Genomic DNA, 19,823 nt, shown 5'->3' with positions numbered 1-19,823 from the left:
CGGAGTTTTTTCCGTTATTCAATGAAAAGCACCCGATTTTAGCAGTTTAAAATCAAATAAGGGAAATTCCTCCGTCTATTTCAGCTAATTAACATCCAATTTCCTAAATAACGGGAATTTCTACCTCTATTTTTTGAACGAATCTTAAAAAGGGAGCAAAAAGCAACAATCTTTTAGAAAAGAGCCTTATTTAATTTTTGTAAATGATAAGGTACCAATCTTACCTGTCCTTAGGAATCGGATGCCCAGTACTGGGGCGGTTTCCACCTATATTATTCTGTCACATAAAACAGGCTGCTATGCAAGTTGTTTTAAATCACTTAGGAATGTATTAAGTGCTGTACCTGGGTCATCGCTTTGATAAATAATAGGGACAATTCCTCTTTCCCTTAAAATCCTTTCTTTAATCGGATTTGGCTCTACTAAAAAAATAAAGGATTTTGGACGTAAATTCTCATACTTTGATATTTTCCATTGATTATGCAATTTATATAACATATATCTAATATTTATATCGGATAAACTATAGCCAATAAAAAGGATTGATTTTTGTAATGAATCTGCACGCAGTTTAATATCTAATGAAGTCTCAAAATCAAGTCTGTTAAAGTAACTTGATTCTGTCAAAATAATGGAAGAGTCGTCATCAAAATCTCCATGGAATTTTATGATTTGAGTCTTGTCTTTTTCAATTCTTGGAATGTCTCCTACATTTGCAACCTTTAAATACTCCTTTTGATAAAAATCATAGGCATATTCTAACCACCGATCAAAATTAGTCGTATAGATTAATGGGAAATCAAGCTCAACAATAAGCCTATAAATTTCCGATTTTCCTATTTCAATATTGGGAGTATGCCACTTACGGTCCATCCAGCTTCTTAGCGCTCCTAATGAGCCTTTTTGTAGAAAGTAATATTCAGCTAAAATTAAAAAGTCATTATTCCCCCATTCTGTAAATAATTCGGAATCAAACCCAAGTTTCTCTGCCATTTCATCAATTAATTCGGAGAATGTGGGAAGTCCAAGGTTTTTTGAGACACCAGAACCTACAAAAAGTATCACTTTTTTATCTTTAATTAATTGAGCTAACTCTTTCATAGCGATTCCACTCCATTCCTTTTATGTTCCACATGATTTGGAATTTCAATCCCTTGAAGAAGTTAGATAATTCCAAGATCCAATATCCAAGTATCATTCAATAATGCCAAGGAATTTTCCTTAGCCATATTCAGAATAATACCTAAAAGTCAGAAAAAACCTGCTTCTATAAAACGTATAGATAATGATCAATTGTTTGTATTAAAGAATCATTTGGAGTTTGTCCATAAAGAATAGACTGATACACCTGTCTTTTCTGTGCAACATACCTCCCATCCACAATGATTGACATTTTGATTAGCACCGTTTTAAAAAGATTTCTTCCAGATGCAAAGAATTTCCTCATTTTCGGTATTTTCTCTTTTAATATGTATCCTTTAGAAATATGGATTATTCCGGATATTTTCCAACCTCTCAAGTTCGTTTGCTGCTATTGCATTGGTGGGATTGGATAATATAGTTAACGCCTCCTGTTTTATATATTAGGAAACTTCTGATCACGTTCCTATTAAATTGGTTCACAGCAGGAAACTGAAAAGCTGCACAAAACATCGTTTTTCTGCAGCAAAAAACACGCTGGATGATCAGCGTGTTTTACGATGAATTAATGGCCGGCTGCTTTTTCAAGTCCACCTGGTTTGTTATGAACAGCAAGTTTATCAATAAGTTTATTACTGTCAGTATTTAATCCTATTAAGTTTACTTTGACTCCATTCTGGTGATATTTTATAACAACTTTATCAATAGCACCAACAGCAGAGTCATCCCAAAGGTGAGCATTTGATAAATCAAGATCCACTTCATTGACGTCTTCTTTATAATCAAAACTATTGACAAAGTCTGTTACAGAAGCAAAGAAAAGTTGACCAGAAACATGATAAACCTTCTTTTGAGAACCTTTTGCAGAAAGACTGGTTATCTTTACTTTTGAAATCTTTGATGCAAAGAAAATAGCACTTAAAATGACTCCAACTAAAACTCCCATTGACAGGTTATCCGTTTTCACCACTGTAATGACTGTTATAATCATAACAATCGTATCTGTAACAGGTACCTTGTTTAAGGTTTTAAAGATGGACCAATCAAATGTACCAATTGAAACCATAAACATAACTCCTACAAGGGCAGCCATTGGAATTTGCACTAAAAATCCTTTAAGCAGCATGATGAGCGTTAATAAAAAGGCTCCCGCAACAAATGTGGATAGGCGGCCCCTGCCGCCAGACTTAACATTAATGACAGATTGTCCAATCATGGCACATCCAGCCATACCGCCGAACAAACCAGATACGATGTTTGCAATTCCTTGACCACGAGCTTCTTTGTTTTTATCACTATCAGTATCGGTCATATCATCCACAATTGAAGCAGTTAGCAGGGTTTCTACTAATCCTACAACCGCAATCGATAAGGAATACGGAAAGATTATTTGTAACGTCTCTAAGTTTAATGGAATATCAGGAATTAAAAATACTGGTAATTTTGATGTCAATTCACCCATATCACCAACAGTACGTACATCACTGCCCGTAAATATTGAAATGGCTGTAATAACAATAATGGCTACTAATGGTGACGGCACAGCTTTCGTAAATCGAGGAAGGATATAAATAATTGCTAATGCCCCAGCTACCATTGCATACATTTGCCATGTTGCACCTTTAAACTGAACTAATTGAGCCAAAAAAATTAAAATGGCAAGTGCATTAACGAAACCGGTCATAACAGAGCGTGGAACAAATTTCATTAAACGTCCTAATTTTAAAGCTCCCATAATAATTTGGATGACACCAGTTAATATGGTTGCCGCAAGCAGGTATTGTAAGCCATGATCTTTTACAAGTGTTACCATTAACAATGCAGTTGACCCAGTTGCAGCGGAAATCATGCCTGGTCTTCCACCAACAAAAGCGATCGTTACTGCGATACAAAAGGATGCATATAATCCCACCATTGGATCCACGCCTGCAATAATAGAGAAGGCAATTGCTTCAGGAATTAAAGCCATTGCAACCACTATTCCTGAAAGAATATCTCCCTTGACGTTTCCAAACCACGAATATTTAATTGTATTTAAATTCAAACACAGCACCTCTCCTTATTTTGTTTTTTTTCTTTTGACTTTCAACTCTCATGAAAGCCGGGACCGTTGTTAACAAAACAAAGTATAATCGAATGTGACAAATTTGTGAAACTGCATGAAAGCGGACACAACAAATATATCCTTTTTTATACTCCATTTTTCTTTAATTCCCGTTACAATCTCTACTTTTCATGGAAATTCTCTTGGAACATACAGGAACAGTTTTTGTAGTATTATCCCAATAAGCCATTTGCACGGGTATTTCTGCACTCGTTAATACTGGAATCACAGTTCAACTTTTGTCCATTTTCGGACAGAACCATTTATCCCCACAATTAGCAGCAACTGTTCTAAGTTAATGGCCATGAAGGATTCCCTTTTCGTTTATAGCTGGATTTATATTAGAAAGGTGAAAGACAAACTTTTTGTTAATCATTGTTTTCCTCTTTCTTTTAACAAAAATAAATAGTCCGGCTTTAGGAATTATTTTCGGGGGATTTTGGGAATTAGAGTGGACCAAACGAGATTAGTGTAATACGCATTTGAAAAAAGCACAGCTTGTTCCCGCGATGATAAGCTTAGCGGCTTTCTTTAGTGGTCAGCTCCTGCAAACAAATAACCTGCAGCCTTAACCGTCTATAATTTTAAGGACCGCAGGTTATTTGACCGAGAAAGGGTAAGGTGGATAATCTTCAAAGAGCAATTTTTTATACTATGTTTATTTCACTATCAATACTGGACAATTTGCCCGTTTCGCTACTTTATGACTCACACTTCCTAATACAAATTCTTGAAGTGTGTTAAGCCCCCTGCTTCCGATGATAACGATTTCAAAATGATTTTTATTTACATAATCCACAATGACTGAACCTGGCTCACCATGCAGAATCTTAATTTCATATGAAACTCCAGATTGTTGAGCTATTCTTTCAACATCCTTCAATCGTTTTTTCCGTTTATCTTCAATATCTGCAGAATTCCAATTGCTAAGGACATCGGATTTGACTTTATCCGGATCCACAACATATAAGACTTCAATTTTTGAATTAGGCGTGCATTTTGCGACTTTTATCGCATTTTCTGCTGCTCTTTTTGAGTGTTCAGAGCCATCTGTGGCTAAGGCAACTTTTTTATACATTCTTCTTACCCCTCCCTTATTCGTACCCGCTTTTATCAGTTATTAAGTTATTCTGTACGATCCTCGTTTAATCCTTTGCCATGAATTATAAAATATTTTTCTTCATGTTTTGAAATTATTTTAACAACTTTTATAACGTTTCCTGTTACAAATAGGATAATCGCTAGTGTTATTCGATAGCTAACACGGTGTATTTTATTTCATAATGCCTTTGCATCCGGTACAGGGGAATTCGTTCAATTATTTGAACCAACTGCAAGCATTTTTGAAAAAGAAGGTAAAGGCTATATTGTCGCTTCATTCGGAAAAGAGTCCGGCCATGTTCCATATACAACCTTTATGGCAAAAGAAAGTTATATGAAAGAAAACAAAGATACCATTGAAAAATTTACGAAAGCCGTATATAAGGCACAGCAATGGGTTCAGGACCATAGCGCAGAAGAAATTGCCAAAGCTGTTGAACCATACTTTCCAGATACAGATATAGATATTATGACTACCGTTGTCGACCGCTATAAGAGCCAAGGAAGCTTTGCCACTGATCCTATTCTGGACGAAGAGGAATGGAATAACCTGCAAAATATTATGAATGAAGCTGGCGAGCTGCCAAAAAAAGTTGACTATAAAACTCTTGTCAATACGGATACAGCTGAAAAAGTCATTAAAAAATAATGGAAAGGGAGGCCGTACCAATGAGTTTCTTAAAAGTTCAAGATATACACCATACGTATTTTACCAAATCCTCCGCCACCACGGCCCTCTCCAATATATCATTCACGGTTGAGGAGGGAGAATTTATTTCCCTTCTCGGCCCAAGCGGCTGTGGAAAGACGACTTTATTATCAATTATCTCCAGCTTGTTAAAGCCAACGGAGGGTACTGTTTTATTAGAAGATAAACCCATTTCCACTTCAAAAAATCAAATCGGCTATATGCTGCAGCAGGATTACTTGTTTCCGTGGAAAACAATCGAAGAAAATATTCTTATCGGCTTAAAATTATCAGATTTGCTAAATCCAAAGACCAAAACAAATGCCCTGAATCTTCTGAAACAAATGGGGTTAAACGACAGTGTGGTAAAGCAGCTGCCGAAACAATTATCAGGCGGAATGCGGCAGCGTGTTGCTTTGGTCAGGACCCTTGCGACCGAACCGAAGCTTTTGATGCTGGATGAACCATTTTCCGCACTGGATTATCAAACAAAATTAAAACTTGAAGATTTAGTATCCAAAACATTGAAGGAATTCAGGAAAACAGCTATCCTTGTCACCCACGATATTGGGGAAGCCATTTCAATGAGCGACCGTGTATTTTTATTATCTACCCGGCCCGGCACGATTCATAAGATCTTTGACATTCCTGATGAATTACGGGTGCTGTCCCCCTTTGAAGCAAGGAACCATGAATCCTATTCCACTATATTTCAAGCCATATGGAAGGAGTTGGAGTCTCTTGAACATGCAAACCAATAAAGTGGAACTCCTCCATAAGAGGTATTTAAAATCATTGCAGATTGAAAAAAGATGGGTGCTTCTTTATCAGGCAATTATCTTTATCCTCTTTTTCGGCTGCTGGGAGCTTCTCAGTCAAAAGCAGTGGATTGACCCGCTGATATTTAGTTCACCATCAAAAATCTGGGAGTTATTTTTGGCAAAAATACAGGATGGATCACTATTAAGCAATTTAGGCGTTACATTAACTGAAACCGTATTTGGCTTTATACTTGGAACACTGCTGGGAACATTGCTGGCAGCCATCCTCTGGTGGTCTCCAATGATTTCAAAGATACTTGATCCCTATCTTGTTATTCTGAATGCTATGCCTAAAGTAGCATTGGGACCGGTGCTGATTGTCGCCATGGGACCAGGTTATCCTTCCATTATTGCAATGGGTGCGATTATTTCCGTAATTATCACCACTATTGTCGTCTATTCGTCTTTTAGAGAAGTTGATCCCAACTATTTAAAGGTACTGCAAACATTTGGGGCAACCAGGCTGCAATGCTTTAAAGAAGCCATCCTGCCTGCAAGCTTTCCAACCATCATCTCAACCTTGAAAGTAAATGTCGGGCTTTCCTGGGTGGGTGTTATTGTTGGTGAGTTTCTAGTATCTTCCAAAGGATTAGGCTATATGATTATTTACGGTTTCCAAGTGTTCAACTTCACCCTCGTTTTCTTATCTTTGCTCGTGATTGCCGTTTTTGCCACTATCATGTACCAGCTTGTCGATCTATTAGAGAAAAAACTTATCAAAGAATAGTGGATTGCAGTATGCTTTCTGCTATTCTTTTTGATTATCTTGAAGAATATATTTAATACATTCCTCGACCACTTGGTCTTTCATAATAAAGCTATAGTCTTGTCCAAAACGCTGCTTGAGCAGATTTTCATCAACTAAAACAGGGCCATTGGTTTCAAAATAATGATTGGATTTCTCTAAAAATTTTACCTTTCCCCAAAATACCGCTTTTACAAATGGGTTCTTTTCTTCGAAAACTTTGTATTCTGCGATTTGGGTTAACTGACCAAAGACGGCTCCGGTTTCTTCATATGCTTCCCTTCTTGCTGCCTCTTCCAACGTTTCTCCTCGTTCTCTTTTGCCGCCTGGAAATTCCATTCCTCTTTTTTTATGTTTAGTTAACAGCCAGCTGCCCTCATATTTGCAAATGACCAGCACATGCAGCGGTTCTTCGGGAAAGGCATTCTTGGCAAAAGCTAATTCAACCCTATTATTGTGATTATCAAAAAACTGAATCATATTTATACCACCTATGTTTATTGTCACTATTGTTAGTATAACGAAAAAAAGGAAAATCCTCGAATTTGGATTTTCCAATACGTTTTACCGTTTTAGCGGTAAAGAAGGCCGCCTGCAACTATGTTTACCATAGACTATCATAAGCTGGTGGAGCAACTGCCGAAATGCTCAATTTGTAAGAAAAATGAAACTTGCCACCATGATTTTTGGCGGCTAAGTTGAACCAATCTGGTCGTACTATTTCTTAATCGAGGCGTCAGTCTTGATATTAGAAACAGTAGAACTATACTAATAATCAGTGATGGAGGAAAACCCTCAATGATTAAAGCTTCACATTATTGCTGTTGAGGTAAAATATTCATGCTTTCAATATGGTCCTTGGCCTCTTTGTCTCCCAATTGATAAATCATCCCATATATTTGCTGAAGTGTGCTATCATATACATGATTGTCTGTATCATCATGGTATTGAACGACTGGAACATGGGCCCTAAAAAAATTTCTCCATTCTGTCGAGTAATTTTGATTCATTAAAGCCCGAAGCTGTGTAATCTCGGCATCAGTTGCCTCAATTTTAAAGCTCCAGGTAGCAGCTGTTGCACTTTGTGAAATATGACCAGTGCCTACATCAATATAATAGGTCTTTTTTTGACTTTCCATATTACCACCCCTTTTAACTTTAGTAATCCACAAAAAGAAAAAATTTATTCTCTGTCAAATTTCGATTCATTTTTTATGATGGAATGCGATATAATAAAACACAAACTAAAAGACAGATTTTTCAGTAAATTGAAAATGAGGTTGTAATGGATGAAGTTCCTTTTTTAAGGGAATAAGTAGGTATAAAAAATAGGAGGTGTTTGGCAGTGAAAATAATTGATGAATTATATGAAATGTATCGAAACAAACTTACAGGTGATGAGGAAGACATTGATATGCTGACATTTGCTTTCTTAGAGGAAATGTCGTATGAGGATCTTATGGATTTAATTCATGAAATGGATAAGCAGGAGCTCTATGATTTAATGGGCCTTTATTTGATCGAAAGTTTGAAAGGGAAATTTGCTCAAGAACAATACGGGCAGCAGCGCACACATACCTACTATCCAAGGAATATTCATTAATTTTTACATATCTCTAATGAAGGAAACTGAATGATCGGTTTCCTTTTTATTTTTGAAAAACATGATACAATATTGGTATTAAGGGGGGATGGGAATTGACGATTGTATTAATAGTGTCCATTATTATCATATTTGTCGTTATGTTATTAGCTGTTATAACAACATCAAAAGCCTATTCATTTAAGCATACGATTGACCCGGATCCTGGTGAAGCAAATGCTCCATTCAACCAGGCTAAGGATGAAAAGGAAGCCCAATAGATAAAAAACTCGCCGAGGCGAGTTTTTTACATTTCAATTCAAACTGTGCTATCTTGAATGTATTCTACTAAAGGAGAAACCAGGATGTTGAAACAACTTTTTATTTCTCTTATCCGTTTTTATCAAGTGGCAATTTCGCCTCTAAAACCGCCTTCCTGCCGTTTTTATCCAACTTGTTCCCAATATGGTCTGGAAGCAGTCAAACGTTTCGGCGCCTTAAAAGGAGGATACCTGGCTATTAGAAGAATTCTTAAATGCCACCCGCTTCATCCGGGAGGATTAGACCCGGTGCCGGAAAAATGGGAAGACCGGCATCATCATTGATTTTGATACCCGTCAACAATCAGGTCCAGCCTTCCTGTTTTAGGATCAATAACCAGCCCATGAACAGGAACCCCCTTTGGCATTAAAGGGTGTTGCTTAATGATATCCACGCTGTGCTTGACACTGTCTGTGACACTGTCAAAGCCATGAAGCCACCCCTTGATATCAATCCCTGAAAAAGCTAACGTGTTTAACGTTTCATCCGTAATCCCTTGTTCTTTCATATGTTCAAGAACTGGTTCTGCCTTTAAACCGCTCATTCCGCAATCATAGTGGGCGATCACCAGTACCTCCTGCGCCTGCAATTCATATACCGCAATTAAAATACTGCGCATAATACTGCCAAAAGGATGAGATACAATTGCCCCTGCATTTTTAACAAGTTTAGCATCTCCATTTCCCAAATTTAATGCCTTTGGCAGCAGTTCCAGCAGACGTGTGTCCATGCAGGTAAGGATGACCATCTTTTTATTTGGATATTTCGTTGTTTCATATTTCTCATATTCCCGATTTTTCACAAATGTTTCGTTAAATGTCATTATCTCATGTAAAATGGTTCCACTTTCCATCGCCGCCTCTACCTCCCTCATCTCTATTTAGCATACAATAAAATTACTCTGATTAAACACATTTTTACACTTGCATTTTCTTTATTTTTCTTGTAAGATACAAATGTTAATCGGAATCATTACGTTTAAACTTTAAGTAATTTTGAAAAAATATTTTTTTCGATTTTAAATCGTAATAAATACGATTTATATCCAAAGGGGTCTTTATGAAAAAACTAATTTATTTCCTTTCTGTTATTTTACCATTTACATTGATCTTATCAGCATGTACAAATGAACAAAAACCGAAAAAAGACGGTAAACTGCAAATTTTCACCACTGTTTACCCTCTCCAATATTTTTCTGAGCAAATTGGCGGCAAATATGTTCATGTTGATACCATTTATCCTCCCGGCTCTGATGAACATACTTTTGAACCATCGCAAAAGGATATGATGAGACTTGCCGATTCGGACTTATTTTTCTATATAGGGCTTGGTTTAGAAGGTTTTGTTGAAAAAGCAAAGGACACTTTAAAAAATGAACATGTCACCTTAGTTCCTGCAGCAGAAAAACTTAAGCTCCCGGCAGATAATGGAGCGGGAGAAAGCGGGGATGAAGATGGAGAGCAACATGGTGGAGATATTAATCCACATGTTTGGCTTGATCCTGTATACTCCAAGGAGATGGCAGGTGTCATTCGAGATCAGTTAGTGAAGAAAATGCCGAAGCAGAAAGATTATTTTAATCAAAATTATCAAAAGCTTGCCGGGCAATTAGATGATTTAAACCATCAATTTGAAACAACCATCTCAAGTGCAAAAAATAAACGTATCATTGTAACCCATGCAGCATTCGGTTACTGGGAAAATCGATACGGTCTTAAGCAAATCAGTATTTCCGGGCTTTCAACCACAAATGAACCCACTCAAAAAGCATTGGAAAAAATTATTTCTTTAGCTGATCAGGAAGGATTAAAATATATTTTATTTGAACAAAATACCCAATCAAAACTTGGCAAAATAGTTCAGCAGGAAATTGGCGCAAGTGCTCTCCCAATTCATAATTTGGCCGTACTGACACAGGACAATATTAATGATAACGAAACCTATTTTTCGTTAATGGAGAAAAATTTACAAACAATAAAAACGGCATTAAATGATTAATTGCAATATTTGGGTCTTAAGCCATTCATCTGCTTTTTATCCCTGTTAATTACTCGGTTGTTTTTCTCCCTTTTTTATCATGCTATTACTGTATTACAGATATTTTAAGGAGTGATACAAAATGGCAAAAGATGTACTTTGTGAGGTCAACAACTGCACATTTTGGGCAAATGGAAATAAATGCAGTGCTGAAAGTATTTATGTTGTCAGTCATACAGGAAAAACCGCTGATTCGATGAAAGAAACTGACTGTAAAACATTTGAACCGACAGATCTATAAAGCGAAACTATAAAGAAAGAACCAGGCATAATTAGAATGTCTGGTTCTTTTTAAAATTTTATGATCTTCTTAAAAGTTGTTGTTTCTTTAAGTCTTTTTTCGTTAATGGAATATCCTATCCCTGGGGCTTCAGGTACAGATACATAACCATTTTCGACATTCACTGCAGGCATGATAATATCCTCGTCCCAAAATCGGCTTGAGGCAGAAATATCGCCCGGGATTGTGAATCCTGGAAGTGAGGCAAGGGCAATATTTTGAGCTCTTGATATGCCAAATTCAATCATTCCCCCGCACCAAACGGGAACACCATGTTCATAGCAATAATCATGAATTCTCTTTGATTCAACCAGCCCGCCTACTCTCCCTGCCTTAATATTAATCACCTTACAGCTGCCCAATTCCACCGCTTTTCTTGCATCTTCAAAAGTCACGATACTCTCATCCAAACAAATCGGCGTCTGAATTTCCTTCTGTAATTTGGCGTGCTCGATAATGTCATCAACCCCCAGCGGCTGCTCTATCATCATTAAATCCAGTTCATCCAATGCTTTCAGCTTCTCAATATCATTCAGCGTATAGGCGGAATTGGCGTCAGCCATAATGGGCAGGTTAGGGTAACGTTTCCTAATTTCTGATAAAAAATCATAGTCCTGCTGTGGATTTATTTTAACTTTAATCCGCTGGTATCCTTCTTCTAGATAGCTTTCAATTTGTTTTAACGCTTTTGCAAGAGAATCAACGGCAACCACAACTCCAGAAGCTATTTTTTTCCGCGTTCCCCCTATTATTTTTGAAAGCGGCTGTCCTTTCTTTTTGGCATATAAATCCCAAAGAGCTGTTTCAAGACCTGCTTTCGCCATATGATTCCTGCGGACGAACTGGAATAATTGTGCTGCCTGTTCAGGGTGATCAATTGGATTTTGCTGCAATAATGGAATTAAGATATCCATCATGATATGTAAACTTGTTTTCACAGTTTCTTCTGTATACCATGGGGTGGAAAAGGCAACCCCTTCTCCGTATCCTGAAGTTCCATCTTTATCTATTATTTTTATGATGATTCCTTCGCGGTTTTGAACCGTACCTAAATGAGAAATAAATGGCGATTTTAAAGGCATTTCAATCACAAACAGCTCAATCGCAGCTATGTTCATTGAGAAAACCTTCCTTCTTTCAGCCATTCTTTTAATGTTCTACGCAATAATTTCTTTGCTGCATTTCTTGGCAGCTGATCTGTTACATAAAATGCCTTAGGGATTTTATATTTAGCCAATTGTTTCGTACAAAATTGCTGCAGCTCATCAGCCGGGATCACTCCGCCAGTCCGCGTGACAATAAACGCTGCCGGGACCTGGCCCCATTTCTCATCTACAACACCAATCACTCCTGCCTCTAAAATATCAGGATGGGACAATAATACTGACTCCACTTCAGCCGGATAAATATTTTCTCCCCCTGAAATAATTAGATCAGAGCGCCTATCAAGTACAAACAGAAATCCATCGTTATCTAAATAACCGATATCCCCCGTGTACAGCCAGCCATTTTGGATTTTTTCCGCTGTTGCATCTGGACGATATAAATAGCCACTCGTAACGTTTGGACCTTTTACAATAATCTCTCCAGCTTCCCCCGGCTGTGCAGTGCCTCCATCAGGCTGTATGATTTGCAATTCCGAAGGGAATAACGGTTTCCCGGCTGATCCAAGTTTATTCAAGCTATATTCAGGTGAAAGCGTCACAATTTGGGAGGATGTTTCCGTCATTCCATATGATTGAAAAACAGGAATTTGCTTTTCGACACATGCCTGCAGTAATGGAAGCGGAGCTGGACCTCCCCCTAAAAGCATGCATCGAAACCCCTTCGGCAGTCTTCTTTCCTTCAATGTATCCACAATTCTTGTCAGGGATGCGGACACAACCGACATTATGGTTACTCGCTTTTCTTCGATGTCCTGAATGGTTTTTTCTTCGTCAAATTTTTCATGAAGGACAAAAGGCATTCCATAAATGACGCTTTTCATTAAAATGGAGAAACCGCTTATATGAAACAAGGGAACCGAACACAACCAGCAATCTTGATCTGTCAGTCCCAAATTTAAGGCGGAGCCAATTGCACTTGCCCAATGGTTCCCATAAGTTTGCATAACACCTTTTGGATTCCCGGTGGTACCTGATGTGTACATAATCGTACAGATTTCATCGAGGCTGATTTCGTCCTGAAGTTCCGGGGCGGCTGGTTCGACGGCAAATAATTTTGTTTTTGTCATCATATTTAAAGATGTCAGCTGCCCAGCAAATAATTCCTCTAAATGTGAAAAAGAATCCTCAAGAATGAGTGAGGAAGTCTTCGAATCTTTGAGCTGCCATAATAATTCAGCGGGGGTTAAGCGGTTATTTAAAATCACTATTTTAGCACCCAACAGCTGAAGGGCAAATAAAATCACTGCCGTTTCTAAATTGTTTTTTAATAAAACAGCCGCAAATTGCCCGTTTTCAATCCCCTGCTTATGCAGCTGACCCGCTGCTCTAACCGAACGTCTGTAAAGTTCACGAAAGGTTACTGTCTGTTCTTGAAAATAAACAGCAGTCCGGTCAGGAGTTAAAAAAGCCCTCTTCTTTAAAAAGTTAGGCATCGTATTCTGCATCTTTTCACCTTCTTTTTCTTAACAGTAAAAATATTAAAGTTTGGATTTTGAAATTTGCCAAACTTCAGCGCTTTTCTTACGAAAAACAGCCTGATGGAATCCATCAAGCTGCTTTTAACCATTTTCATTAAGGGAAACGCGGGAACTGGCCAAAGTTTGGTTTCCGCTTTTCTTTGAAAGCATCTCGGCCTTCTTTTGCTTCATCTGTTGTATAGTAAAGCAATGTTGCATCCCCTGCTAATTGCTGCAGGCCGGCTAAGCCATCCGTATCAGCATTCATTGCTGCTTTTAAGAAACGAAGGGCAGTTGGGCTCTTTTCAAGCATTTCTTCACACCACTTAATTGTTTCCTCTTCCACCTGCTCAAGCGGTACAACAGTATTGACTAAGCCCATATCAAGTGCTTCCTGTGCATTGTATTGTCGGCATAAGTACCAAATTTCACGGGCTTTCTTATGACCAATAATGCGTGCAAGATAGCCTGAACCATAACCAGCATCAAAGCTTCCAACCTTTGGACCTGTTTGGCCAAAGACAGCGTTATCAGCTGCAATCGTTAAATCACAAACAACATGCAGCACATGACCTCCGCCGATTGCATAACCTTTAACCATTGCCACAACCGGTTTTGGAATAATTCGAATTAAATGCTGCAAATCAAGAACGTTTAGACGCGGGATATGATCCTCGCCAACATAACCGCCATGGCCGCGGACACTTTGGTCACCGCCAGAACAGAATGCCTTATCTCCGGCACCTGTTAAAATAATAACACCGACATTAGAGTCATCACGTGCCATTGCAAAAGCATCAATTAATTCCATAACGGTCTTCGGTGTAAAAGCATTATGTACATGTGGACGGTTAATGGTAATCTTTGCTATTCCATTATACGTTTCGTAAATAATTTCATCATATTTACGGCCTGGAATCCATTCTACTGCCAAATGAAACAACCTCCTTATAATCTACTGTGACAAAAAGTCACTTACTATTGTACCAAATTTTTCTCTATCTTCCACATGAATTGCGTGGCCGACATTCTCTACGGTTGTCCAAGTTCCATGTTTTAGATTTCTCAGCATTTTCTTAGCAATTCCGCAAAACTTTAAATCTTTTTCACCCGTTAATAATAGCACTTTACATTCCAGCTTTTCCAGGTCGTCCCACCATGAAGGCTGCGCCCCGGTCCCCATTCCAAGCAGACTATTTCTTAGACCTGATGGAGAATTGGCAAGCCTTTGCTTTCTCACGTTTTCCCTGTTGGTTAAGGGAATTTTCTTCATTGATTCAAATAAGGGAATTTTCTCCCAATAATCCACGAATGACTTGATTCCCTTTTCAAAAATAAAATTAGCAAGGTCAGCATCTTTCATCCGGCGCTGCTCTCTTTCCTCTTCTGTTGCCAATCCAGGCGAAGAACTTTCTAAGATAAGTCTTCTAACACGTTCTGGAAAAAGATTCGCAAAGGTTAGAGCAAGCCTTCCCCCCATTGAATAACCGAGCATATCGATTTGGTGAATGCCCAGCTGCTCAAGGATAGAATGGATGTCCTGTGCAGCTGCTTCTATTGAATAACGATTTCGGTCATCAGGTAATTCAGTACGTCCATGCCCAATTATATCCGGCATCAAAAGCTTTGAATGTCTGCCCAATGTTTCACAAAATGGAGTCCAGGTAGAGGAGTCTCCAGTAAATCCATGTAACAGAACCAGCGGAAATCCGCTGCCGCAAACTTCAACATGATACTGAATCCCATTTGCAACGATTTTCATTACTGTTCACCTTTGACAAAACTCGATATTTCCCGGGAAACAGATTTCCAAAAACCACGATGTTCGTCACGATTCCTGTCTCTATTTGTAACAATTTCATAGACATTTATGCCTTTAGAATCAAACGATTTTTCCATTTCCATACTAAAATGGTCCCAATCAGTTATTTTCGTAAATCGTCCGTTAAACATCCTGACCGCATGTTCAAACTCTAGATCCAATGGTGTACCAAAAAGAAGTTCGAAATGTTTCGGGTGTTCTGACTGTGGAAGGAAAGAGAAAATTCCGCCGCCATTATTGTTAACTAAAATAATATGGATATCAATGTTAAACTTCTTTGCTGCAAATAAACCATTCAAATCATGAAAAAAGGTGACATCCCCAAGAACCAGATATAAAGGCTGTGAATAAAGGGCAGCACCTAATGCGGTGGAAACTGTGCCATCAATACCATTGGCACCACGGTTAGCCATTACTTTAATATTTTTTCGATTATTGAGGAAAAAACTGTCCAAATCGCGAATTGGCATACTGTTTCCAACAAAAAGAGCGGCTCCATCAGGAAGAAGATTAGTCAATTGATAAAACAGTTTCCCCTCACTTAATTCATCCAAGTCACGTACCTTTGTCATATTTTCCTTCGTCAGTGCATTCACTTGCTGCCAATTGTGCATATACTCCGTGGAATGACTGACCTTTAAATATGATAATAACTTGTCACAGAAAATCGTTTCCTGACAGAAAATCATATCCGTCGATAAAACAGCCGGGTCCCTCCAGCCAGCGCCGCTATCCACCACAAACTGAACTGCATTTGGATTTTCCTTAATGAAAAAAGTTAAGGCTTTCGAAACCGGCATCGCCCCAAATCGTATAATGACGTCAGGTTTAAGAAAGAACTTCGCATCTTCATTCCTCAAAAAGGTATCATATGTATCAATAATATGTTCAAATTCATGTTTTCCGCTTCTTAGTTGTGATAACGGATCAGCCAGAATTGGATAGTTTAGCTTTTCTGCTAATTGAGTAACGGACACTGCAAATTGCTCATCCGCAATATTACCGCATATAATAACTCCCCGCTCTTTTCCTTTCATCCTTTCAGCCATCTGCTTGAAATCATCATCTTCAATGGCCATTTTCCCGGTATGTACCTTCACATACCCTTCTGGACGTTCAGGAATATGAAACAGATTTTCATCAAGATTCGGTATAAGAGGTTCTCTAAATGGAAAATTCAAGTGAACCGGGCCCGCCGGTGCCTTAGCTGCAATGGCTGTGGCACGTGAACAAATGGTCCTTGCATATCGAATCATTTCATCAGACTTTTCAGGCAGGGCCATTTCTGCGAACCATTTAACATGATGCCCATATAGATGAATTTGGTCAATTGCCTGCGGTGCGCCGACCTCCCTTAATTCGTGAGGCCTGTCAGCTGTCAGCACCACAAGAGGCACCCGTGCATAATGTGCCTCGACAATAGCTGGAAAGTAATTAGCCGCTGCTGTTCCTGATGTACATAGTATAGCCGCAGGCCGGTTTGTCGCTTTAGCAATTCCTAAAGCAAAAAAAGCGGCTGAACGTTCATCAACATGAATATGAATATTCAAATCCGGATGTTCTGCCATCACCATGGCCATAGGTGTTGACCTCGACCCAGGGCTGACTACCACATCAGTAATTCCTGAATGAACTAATTCTGCCACAAATGCAGCAAGATAGATGGTTAAAGATTCTTGATGACCCATATTATTCTCCCCCAAGCGCTCTGAGCATTGGTCTGAATTTCAAACCAGTCTCCAAATATTCACTTTCCGAATCGGAATCCGCTACAACGCCGCATCCCGCAAATAATGATGCTTCATTCCCTTGGATTAGACCTGAGCGAATGGAAACAGCAAATTCCCCGTTTCCGCGATAATCAAGCCAGCCAAGAGGAGCAGCATAAAATCCGCGGTCCAGTTCCTCAACCTGCCTAATCTTTTCAACCGCATCCTTTTGAGGCAGCCCTCCAAGAGCTGGAGTGGGATGGAGCTTTTCTACAAAATGCAGTAATGAAGTATCTTTTTGTGCCTTTCCGATAACCGGTGTATACAAATGCTGAATATCTCTCATTTTCATTAGCTGCGGAGTATCAGGAAGAATGACTTTTTCACATGATTCCTCTAACGCTTCTTTAATCATCTCCACCACATATTGATGCTCCTTTAGATTTTTTAGGTCATGTAATAATGCCTCACCTAAGCGGACATCTTCTTCAGGTGTTTGACCACGGGAGATGGATCCCGCTAGACAGGTAGAAAAGATTTCATCCCCTTGCTTTTTCACCAGTCTTTCTGGGGTGGCCCCTAGAAAACAATCACCATTTGATTCAAAGGCGAAGATAAAACTTTCGTGCTGCTGCTCGTTTAAATTCTCAAGAATCTTTTCGGCTTCTAATGGTTTATTAAAAGTAAGCCTTAATTCACGGGCAAGTACGACCTTTTTTAATGTGCCCTCTTTTAATTCTTCAGCCACTTCATCAACGGACTGTTTCCACTTTTTCGGTTCCACTTCCATTGTTTCAGTCAGCAAAGCCGATTCATTTTCACTGCTAGGATAAAGAGATCCTAAAAGTTCATTCCGCTCATCAGAAATTTTTTCAAATAATGTTTGATCATCCTGCGGCAAGCAAACGACATTCGTTGTTAAGTAGGCGTCATTCTTGATAATACTAAGCATATATTTTGGCAGATAAAATAACGAATCCGGGTACTTGGACCAAAGATCTGTTTTTTCCTTAAAAGGATCAAAGGAAAAACCGCCAAATATAACCGGGCCAACTCCCTTTTCCGAGTAAGAGTTATAGATCAGAGCATCCTTTAGACAGTATTCCCACTCTTCTCCAACACGAAAAAAGCGGTCAGTAGCCTGATCCGACTGAATTTGTTTTGAAATTCCAAGTCCAACAAGAATTGTTTCATCCTTAGGATCCTTCCAGAAAAACCTTTCCCCTAAAAAGCGTTCCTTTCCTGAAGAAAAAAATAATAAAGGATTAATGGAATCCAATTTATACACTTCACTAATCAGAATAGGGCGGTTAAGCTGCTTTGCTTTACGGACAGCAGATAATCCCCGTTCTTTTATTTCCATTTCCTGAATGGTAAACAAACAAATCCCTCCAAAACAGCCGAACATTGTCCAGTGCAAGCAGCCTAAGGCTCCCGCTTCTATGACTGTTATCCATTCATTTTGTAAGCCTTAAAAACAATACAACTTCAATTGTAAAGAAGTCAACAAGACTTGTCACTACTAAACCTGATTCATTCCTTATTATATGTCAAATTTCAAATAAAAGGTTAAAAACGGCACTTTTCCTACTATTCATTTTCTCACCAATTATCATTTTATAAACAATAAGACATTATCTTCTAGTTTTGATAGTAAAATTACATTGACACTATCAGGTTAATTCCATAAACTAATCTGTGGACAACATATAATTGAGATATAAATAAAAATCAATATAAAGGGAGGAGAATAATTGATGCAGCCAAATTTACATCAAGGTTCCAAACCCGGAATTAAAGCCAATAAAGGCTTTCAAGTTTGGTGGCAAATGATTCGTCCCCATACATTAACAGCAGGATTTGTTCCCGTGGTGCTTGGTACAGCACTTGCGCTTAAGGAAGGAAAAATACATTTTGGTCTTTTCTTTGCCATGTTAATAGCCAGTTTGTTAATCCAAGCTGCAACCAATATGTTTAATGAGTACTACGATTTTAAACGGGGACTAGATTCGGAACATTCAGTGGGGATTGGAGGTACGATTGTCCGTGATGGGGTAAAGCCGAAAACGGTTATGCAGCTCGCCCTAAGCTTTTACGGAATCGCACTTTTATTAGGTGTTTACATTTGTATAAACTCTAGCTGGTATTTAGCATTAGTCGGTCTTATTTGTATGGCTGTTGGATACTTATATACCGGAGGTCCGCTGCCAATTTCTTATACTCCATTTGGTGAATTTTTCTCTGGTCTATTTATGGGAATGTTTATTATCTTAATTGCCTTCTTTATTCAAACTGGGACAGTTACTGCAGGAAGTATCCTTTTCTCGATTCCCATTTTTATTTTAGTTAGTGCGATTAATTTATCAAATAATATTCGTGACCTTGAAGGAGATAAAGAAAATGGCCGTAAAACAGTTGCAGTTTTATTAGGTAAAAAGAAAGCCGTCACTTTACTGGCAATCATGTTTATCCTTTCCTATCTATGGGTAATTGGTTTGATTGTCACCGGCATTTCACCTATTTGGACAGCTATTGTTATATTAAGTACAGTTAAACCAATCAAGGCCATCCAAGTCTTTAAAAAAGGCAGCCTGCCAATCCAAATGGCACCGGCCATGAAGGCCACTGCTCAAACAAATACAATCTTTGGACTATTGTTTGCCGTTGGAATTTTTGTTGGTCATTTCTTTTCTTAATGAAAAAAGCTTCTGCCAAGCAGAAGCTTTCAGATTGTAGACAAAAGGCATTCCGAATATCCCCATTCGGGTGCCGTTTTCCATTTTTAAGCATTTTCTTGCTTGTTTTATCCTCAATCAGACCCCTCAGGGGTCAATTTTTATGCCATTTTTG

General features: G+C 38.5%; 20 protein-coding genes and 1 pseudogene. 9 read left to right on the top strand and 12 right to left on the bottom strand.

Annotated elements, in window-relative coordinates:
- Positions 1 to 297 precede the first annotated feature (297 nt).
- The 3 genes from M3183_RS24720 to M3183_RS24710 all read right to left on the bottom strand — a co-directional run bounded on the left by M3183_RS24720 (position 298) and on the right by M3183_RS24710 (position 4,322).
- A complete protein-coding gene (locus M3183_RS24720; RefSeq protein ID WP_251474221.1) occupies positions 298 to 1,101 on the bottom strand; it encodes an SIR2 family protein in 804 nt (267 codons plus the stop codon).
- A 604-nt stretch (positions 1,102 to 1,705) separates the two neighbouring features.
- A complete protein-coding gene (locus tag M3183_RS24715; RefSeq protein ID WP_251474219.1) occupies positions 1,706 to 3,184 on the bottom strand; it encodes a SulP family inorganic anion transporter in 1,479 nt (492 codons plus the stop codon).
- 718 nt (positions 3,185 to 3,902) lie between these two features.
- Positions 3,903 to 4,322, bottom strand: coding sequence for a universal stress protein (locus M3183_RS24710; RefSeq protein ID WP_251474216.1), 420 nt, complete (start codon positions 4,320 to 4,322; stop codon positions 3,903 to 3,905).
- Between the two features lie 204 nt (positions 4,323 to 4,526).
- On the opposite strand from M3183_RS24710, the pseudogene M3183_RS24705 reads away from it, so the two are divergent.
- From M3183_RS24705 to M3183_RS24695, 3 genes and pseudogenes are all read left to right on the top strand, one after another.
- Positions 4,527 to 4,994, top strand: a pseudogene (locus M3183_RS24705) (ABC transporter substrate-binding protein); the annotation flags it as partial.
- A 20-nt stretch (positions 4,995 to 5,014) separates the two neighbouring features.
- Positions 5,015 to 5,794, top strand: coding sequence for an ABC transporter ATP-binding protein (locus M3183_RS24700; protein WP_251474206.1), 780 nt, complete (start codon positions 5,015 to 5,017; stop codon positions 5,792 to 5,794).
- The gene (locus M3183_RS24695) at positions 5,781 to 6,581 is read left to right on the top strand and encodes an ABC transporter permease (RefSeq protein ID WP_251474204.1); all 801 of its coding nucleotides are present in this window, start codon (positions 5,781 to 5,783) and stop codon (positions 6,579 to 6,581) included. The genes M3183_RS24700 and M3183_RS24695 overlap by 14 nt, the downstream gene beginning before the upstream one ends.
- Before the next feature lie 21 nt (positions 6,582 to 6,602).
- Here M3183_RS24695 and ytkD read toward each other — a convergent pair whose 3' ends face one another.
- Complete coding sequence (gene ytkD / locus M3183_RS24690) at positions 6,603 to 7,079, bottom strand: RNA deprotection pyrophosphohydrolase (protein WP_251474201.1); 477 nt, start codon at positions 7,077 to 7,079, stop codon at positions 6,603 to 6,605.
- 335 nt (positions 7,080 to 7,414) lie between these two features.
- Complete coding sequence (locus M3183_RS24685; RefSeq protein ID WP_251474192.1) at positions 7,415 to 7,738, bottom strand: hydrolase; 324 nt, start codon at positions 7,736 to 7,738, stop codon at positions 7,415 to 7,417.
- Positions 7,739 to 7,944: 206 nt separating this feature from the next.
- Between M3183_RS24685 and M3183_RS24680 the strand changes: the two genes are divergently transcribed.
- The 3 genes from M3183_RS24680 (at position 7,945) to yidD (ending at position 8,786) form a co-directional block, all read left to right on the top strand.
- Positions 7,945 to 8,202, top strand: a complete 258-nt coding sequence (locus tag M3183_RS24680) for a DUF6154 family protein (RefSeq protein ID WP_251474188.1) — start codon at positions 7,945 to 7,947, stop codon at positions 8,200 to 8,202.
- A 95-nt stretch (positions 8,203 to 8,297) separates the two neighbouring features.
- Positions 8,298 to 8,462 carry a YtzI protein gene (gene ytzI, locus M3183_RS24675; protein WP_251474185.1) on the top strand — a complete coding sequence of 55 codons (165 nt, stop codon included), beginning with the start codon at positions 8,298 to 8,300 and terminating at the stop codon, positions 8,460 to 8,462.
- A gap of 84 nt (positions 8,463 to 8,546) precedes the next feature.
- Positions 8,547 to 8,786 (top strand): membrane protein insertion efficiency factor YidD, encoded by a 240-nt coding sequence (yidD, locus tag M3183_RS24670; protein WP_251474181.1) that lies wholly within the window; start codon positions 8,547 to 8,549, stop codon positions 8,784 to 8,786.
- On the opposite strand, the gene M3183_RS24665 is transcribed toward yidD, so the two are convergent.
- The gene (locus M3183_RS24665; protein ID WP_251474178.1) at positions 8,780 to 9,355 is read right to left on the bottom strand and encodes a beta-class carbonic anhydrase; all 576 of its coding nucleotides are present in this window, start codon (positions 9,353 to 9,355) and stop codon (positions 8,780 to 8,782) included. The two genes, yidD and M3183_RS24665, sit on opposite strands and share 7 nt — an antisense overlap.
- A 206-nt stretch (positions 9,356 to 9,561) precedes the next feature.
- Here M3183_RS24665 and M3183_RS24660 point away from each other — a divergent pair, with 206 nt between their 5' ends.
- Entirely contained in the window at positions 9,562 to 10,500 is a 939-nt protein-coding gene (locus M3183_RS24660) for a metal ABC transporter substrate-binding protein (RefSeq protein ID WP_251474175.1), read from the top strand.
- A 121-nt stretch (positions 10,501 to 10,621) separates the two neighbouring features.
- Complete coding sequence (locus M3183_RS24655) at positions 10,622 to 10,780, top strand: DUF1540 domain-containing protein (protein ID WP_251474174.1); 159 nt, start codon at positions 10,622 to 10,624, stop codon at positions 10,778 to 10,780.
- Between the two features lie 50 nt (positions 10,781 to 10,830).
- Here M3183_RS24655 and menC read toward each other — a convergent pair whose 3' ends face one another.
- The 6 genes from menC to M3183_RS24625 form a co-directional block, all read right to left on the bottom strand.
- The gene (menC, locus tag M3183_RS24650) at positions 10,831 to 11,937 is read right to left on the bottom strand and encodes an o-succinylbenzoate synthase (RefSeq protein WP_251474172.1); all 1,107 of its coding nucleotides are present in this window, start codon (positions 11,935 to 11,937) and stop codon (positions 10,831 to 10,833) included.
- Positions 11,934 to 13,430: an o-succinylbenzoate--CoA ligase gene (locus M3183_RS24645; protein ID WP_251474170.1), complete on the bottom strand. Its 1,497-nt coding sequence runs from the start codon at positions 13,428 to 13,430 to the stop codon at positions 11,934 to 11,936. The genes menC and M3183_RS24645 overlap by 4 nt, the downstream gene beginning before the upstream one ends.
- A 127-nt stretch (positions 13,431 to 13,557) precedes the next feature.
- A complete protein-coding gene (gene menB, locus M3183_RS24640) occupies positions 13,558 to 14,376 on the bottom strand; it encodes a 1,4-dihydroxy-2-naphthoyl-CoA synthase (protein WP_251474168.1) in 819 nt (272 codons plus the stop codon).
- A gap of 21 nt (positions 14,377 to 14,397) precedes the next feature.
- Positions 14,398 to 15,204 (bottom strand): 2-succinyl-6-hydroxy-2,4-cyclohexadiene-1-carboxylate synthase, encoded by an 807-nt coding sequence (gene menH / locus M3183_RS24635; protein ID WP_251474166.1) that lies wholly within the window; start codon positions 15,202 to 15,204, stop codon positions 14,398 to 14,400.
- Positions 15,204 to 16,952 (bottom strand): 2-succinyl-5-enolpyruvyl-6-hydroxy-3-cyclohexene-1-carboxylic-acid synthase, encoded by a 1,749-nt coding sequence (menD, locus tag M3183_RS24630; protein WP_251474163.1) that lies wholly within the window; start codon positions 16,950 to 16,952, stop codon positions 15,204 to 15,206. The genes menH and menD overlap by 1 nt, the downstream gene beginning before the upstream one ends.
- 1 nt (position 16,953) lies before the next feature.
- A complete protein-coding gene (locus tag M3183_RS24625; protein ID WP_251474161.1) occupies positions 16,954 to 18,354 on the bottom strand; it encodes an isochorismate synthase in 1,401 nt (466 codons plus the stop codon).
- Positions 18,355 to 18,730: 376 nt separating this feature from the next.
- On the opposite strand from M3183_RS24625, the gene M3183_RS24620 reads away from it, so the two are divergent.
- Entirely contained in the window at positions 18,731 to 19,669 is a 939-nt protein-coding gene (locus M3183_RS24620) for a 1,4-dihydroxy-2-naphthoate polyprenyltransferase (RefSeq protein WP_251474225.1), read from the top strand.
- The last annotated feature ends 154 nt before the right edge of the window (positions 19,670 to 19,823 follow it).

The sequence above is a fragment of the Neobacillus mesonae genome (assembly GCF_023715155.1).
GTDB classification, from domain to species: Bacteria; Bacillota; Bacilli; order Bacillales; family Cytobacillaceae; genus Neobacillus; species Neobacillus mesonae_A.
This window is presented reverse-complemented; position numbering and strand designations above follow the sequence as displayed.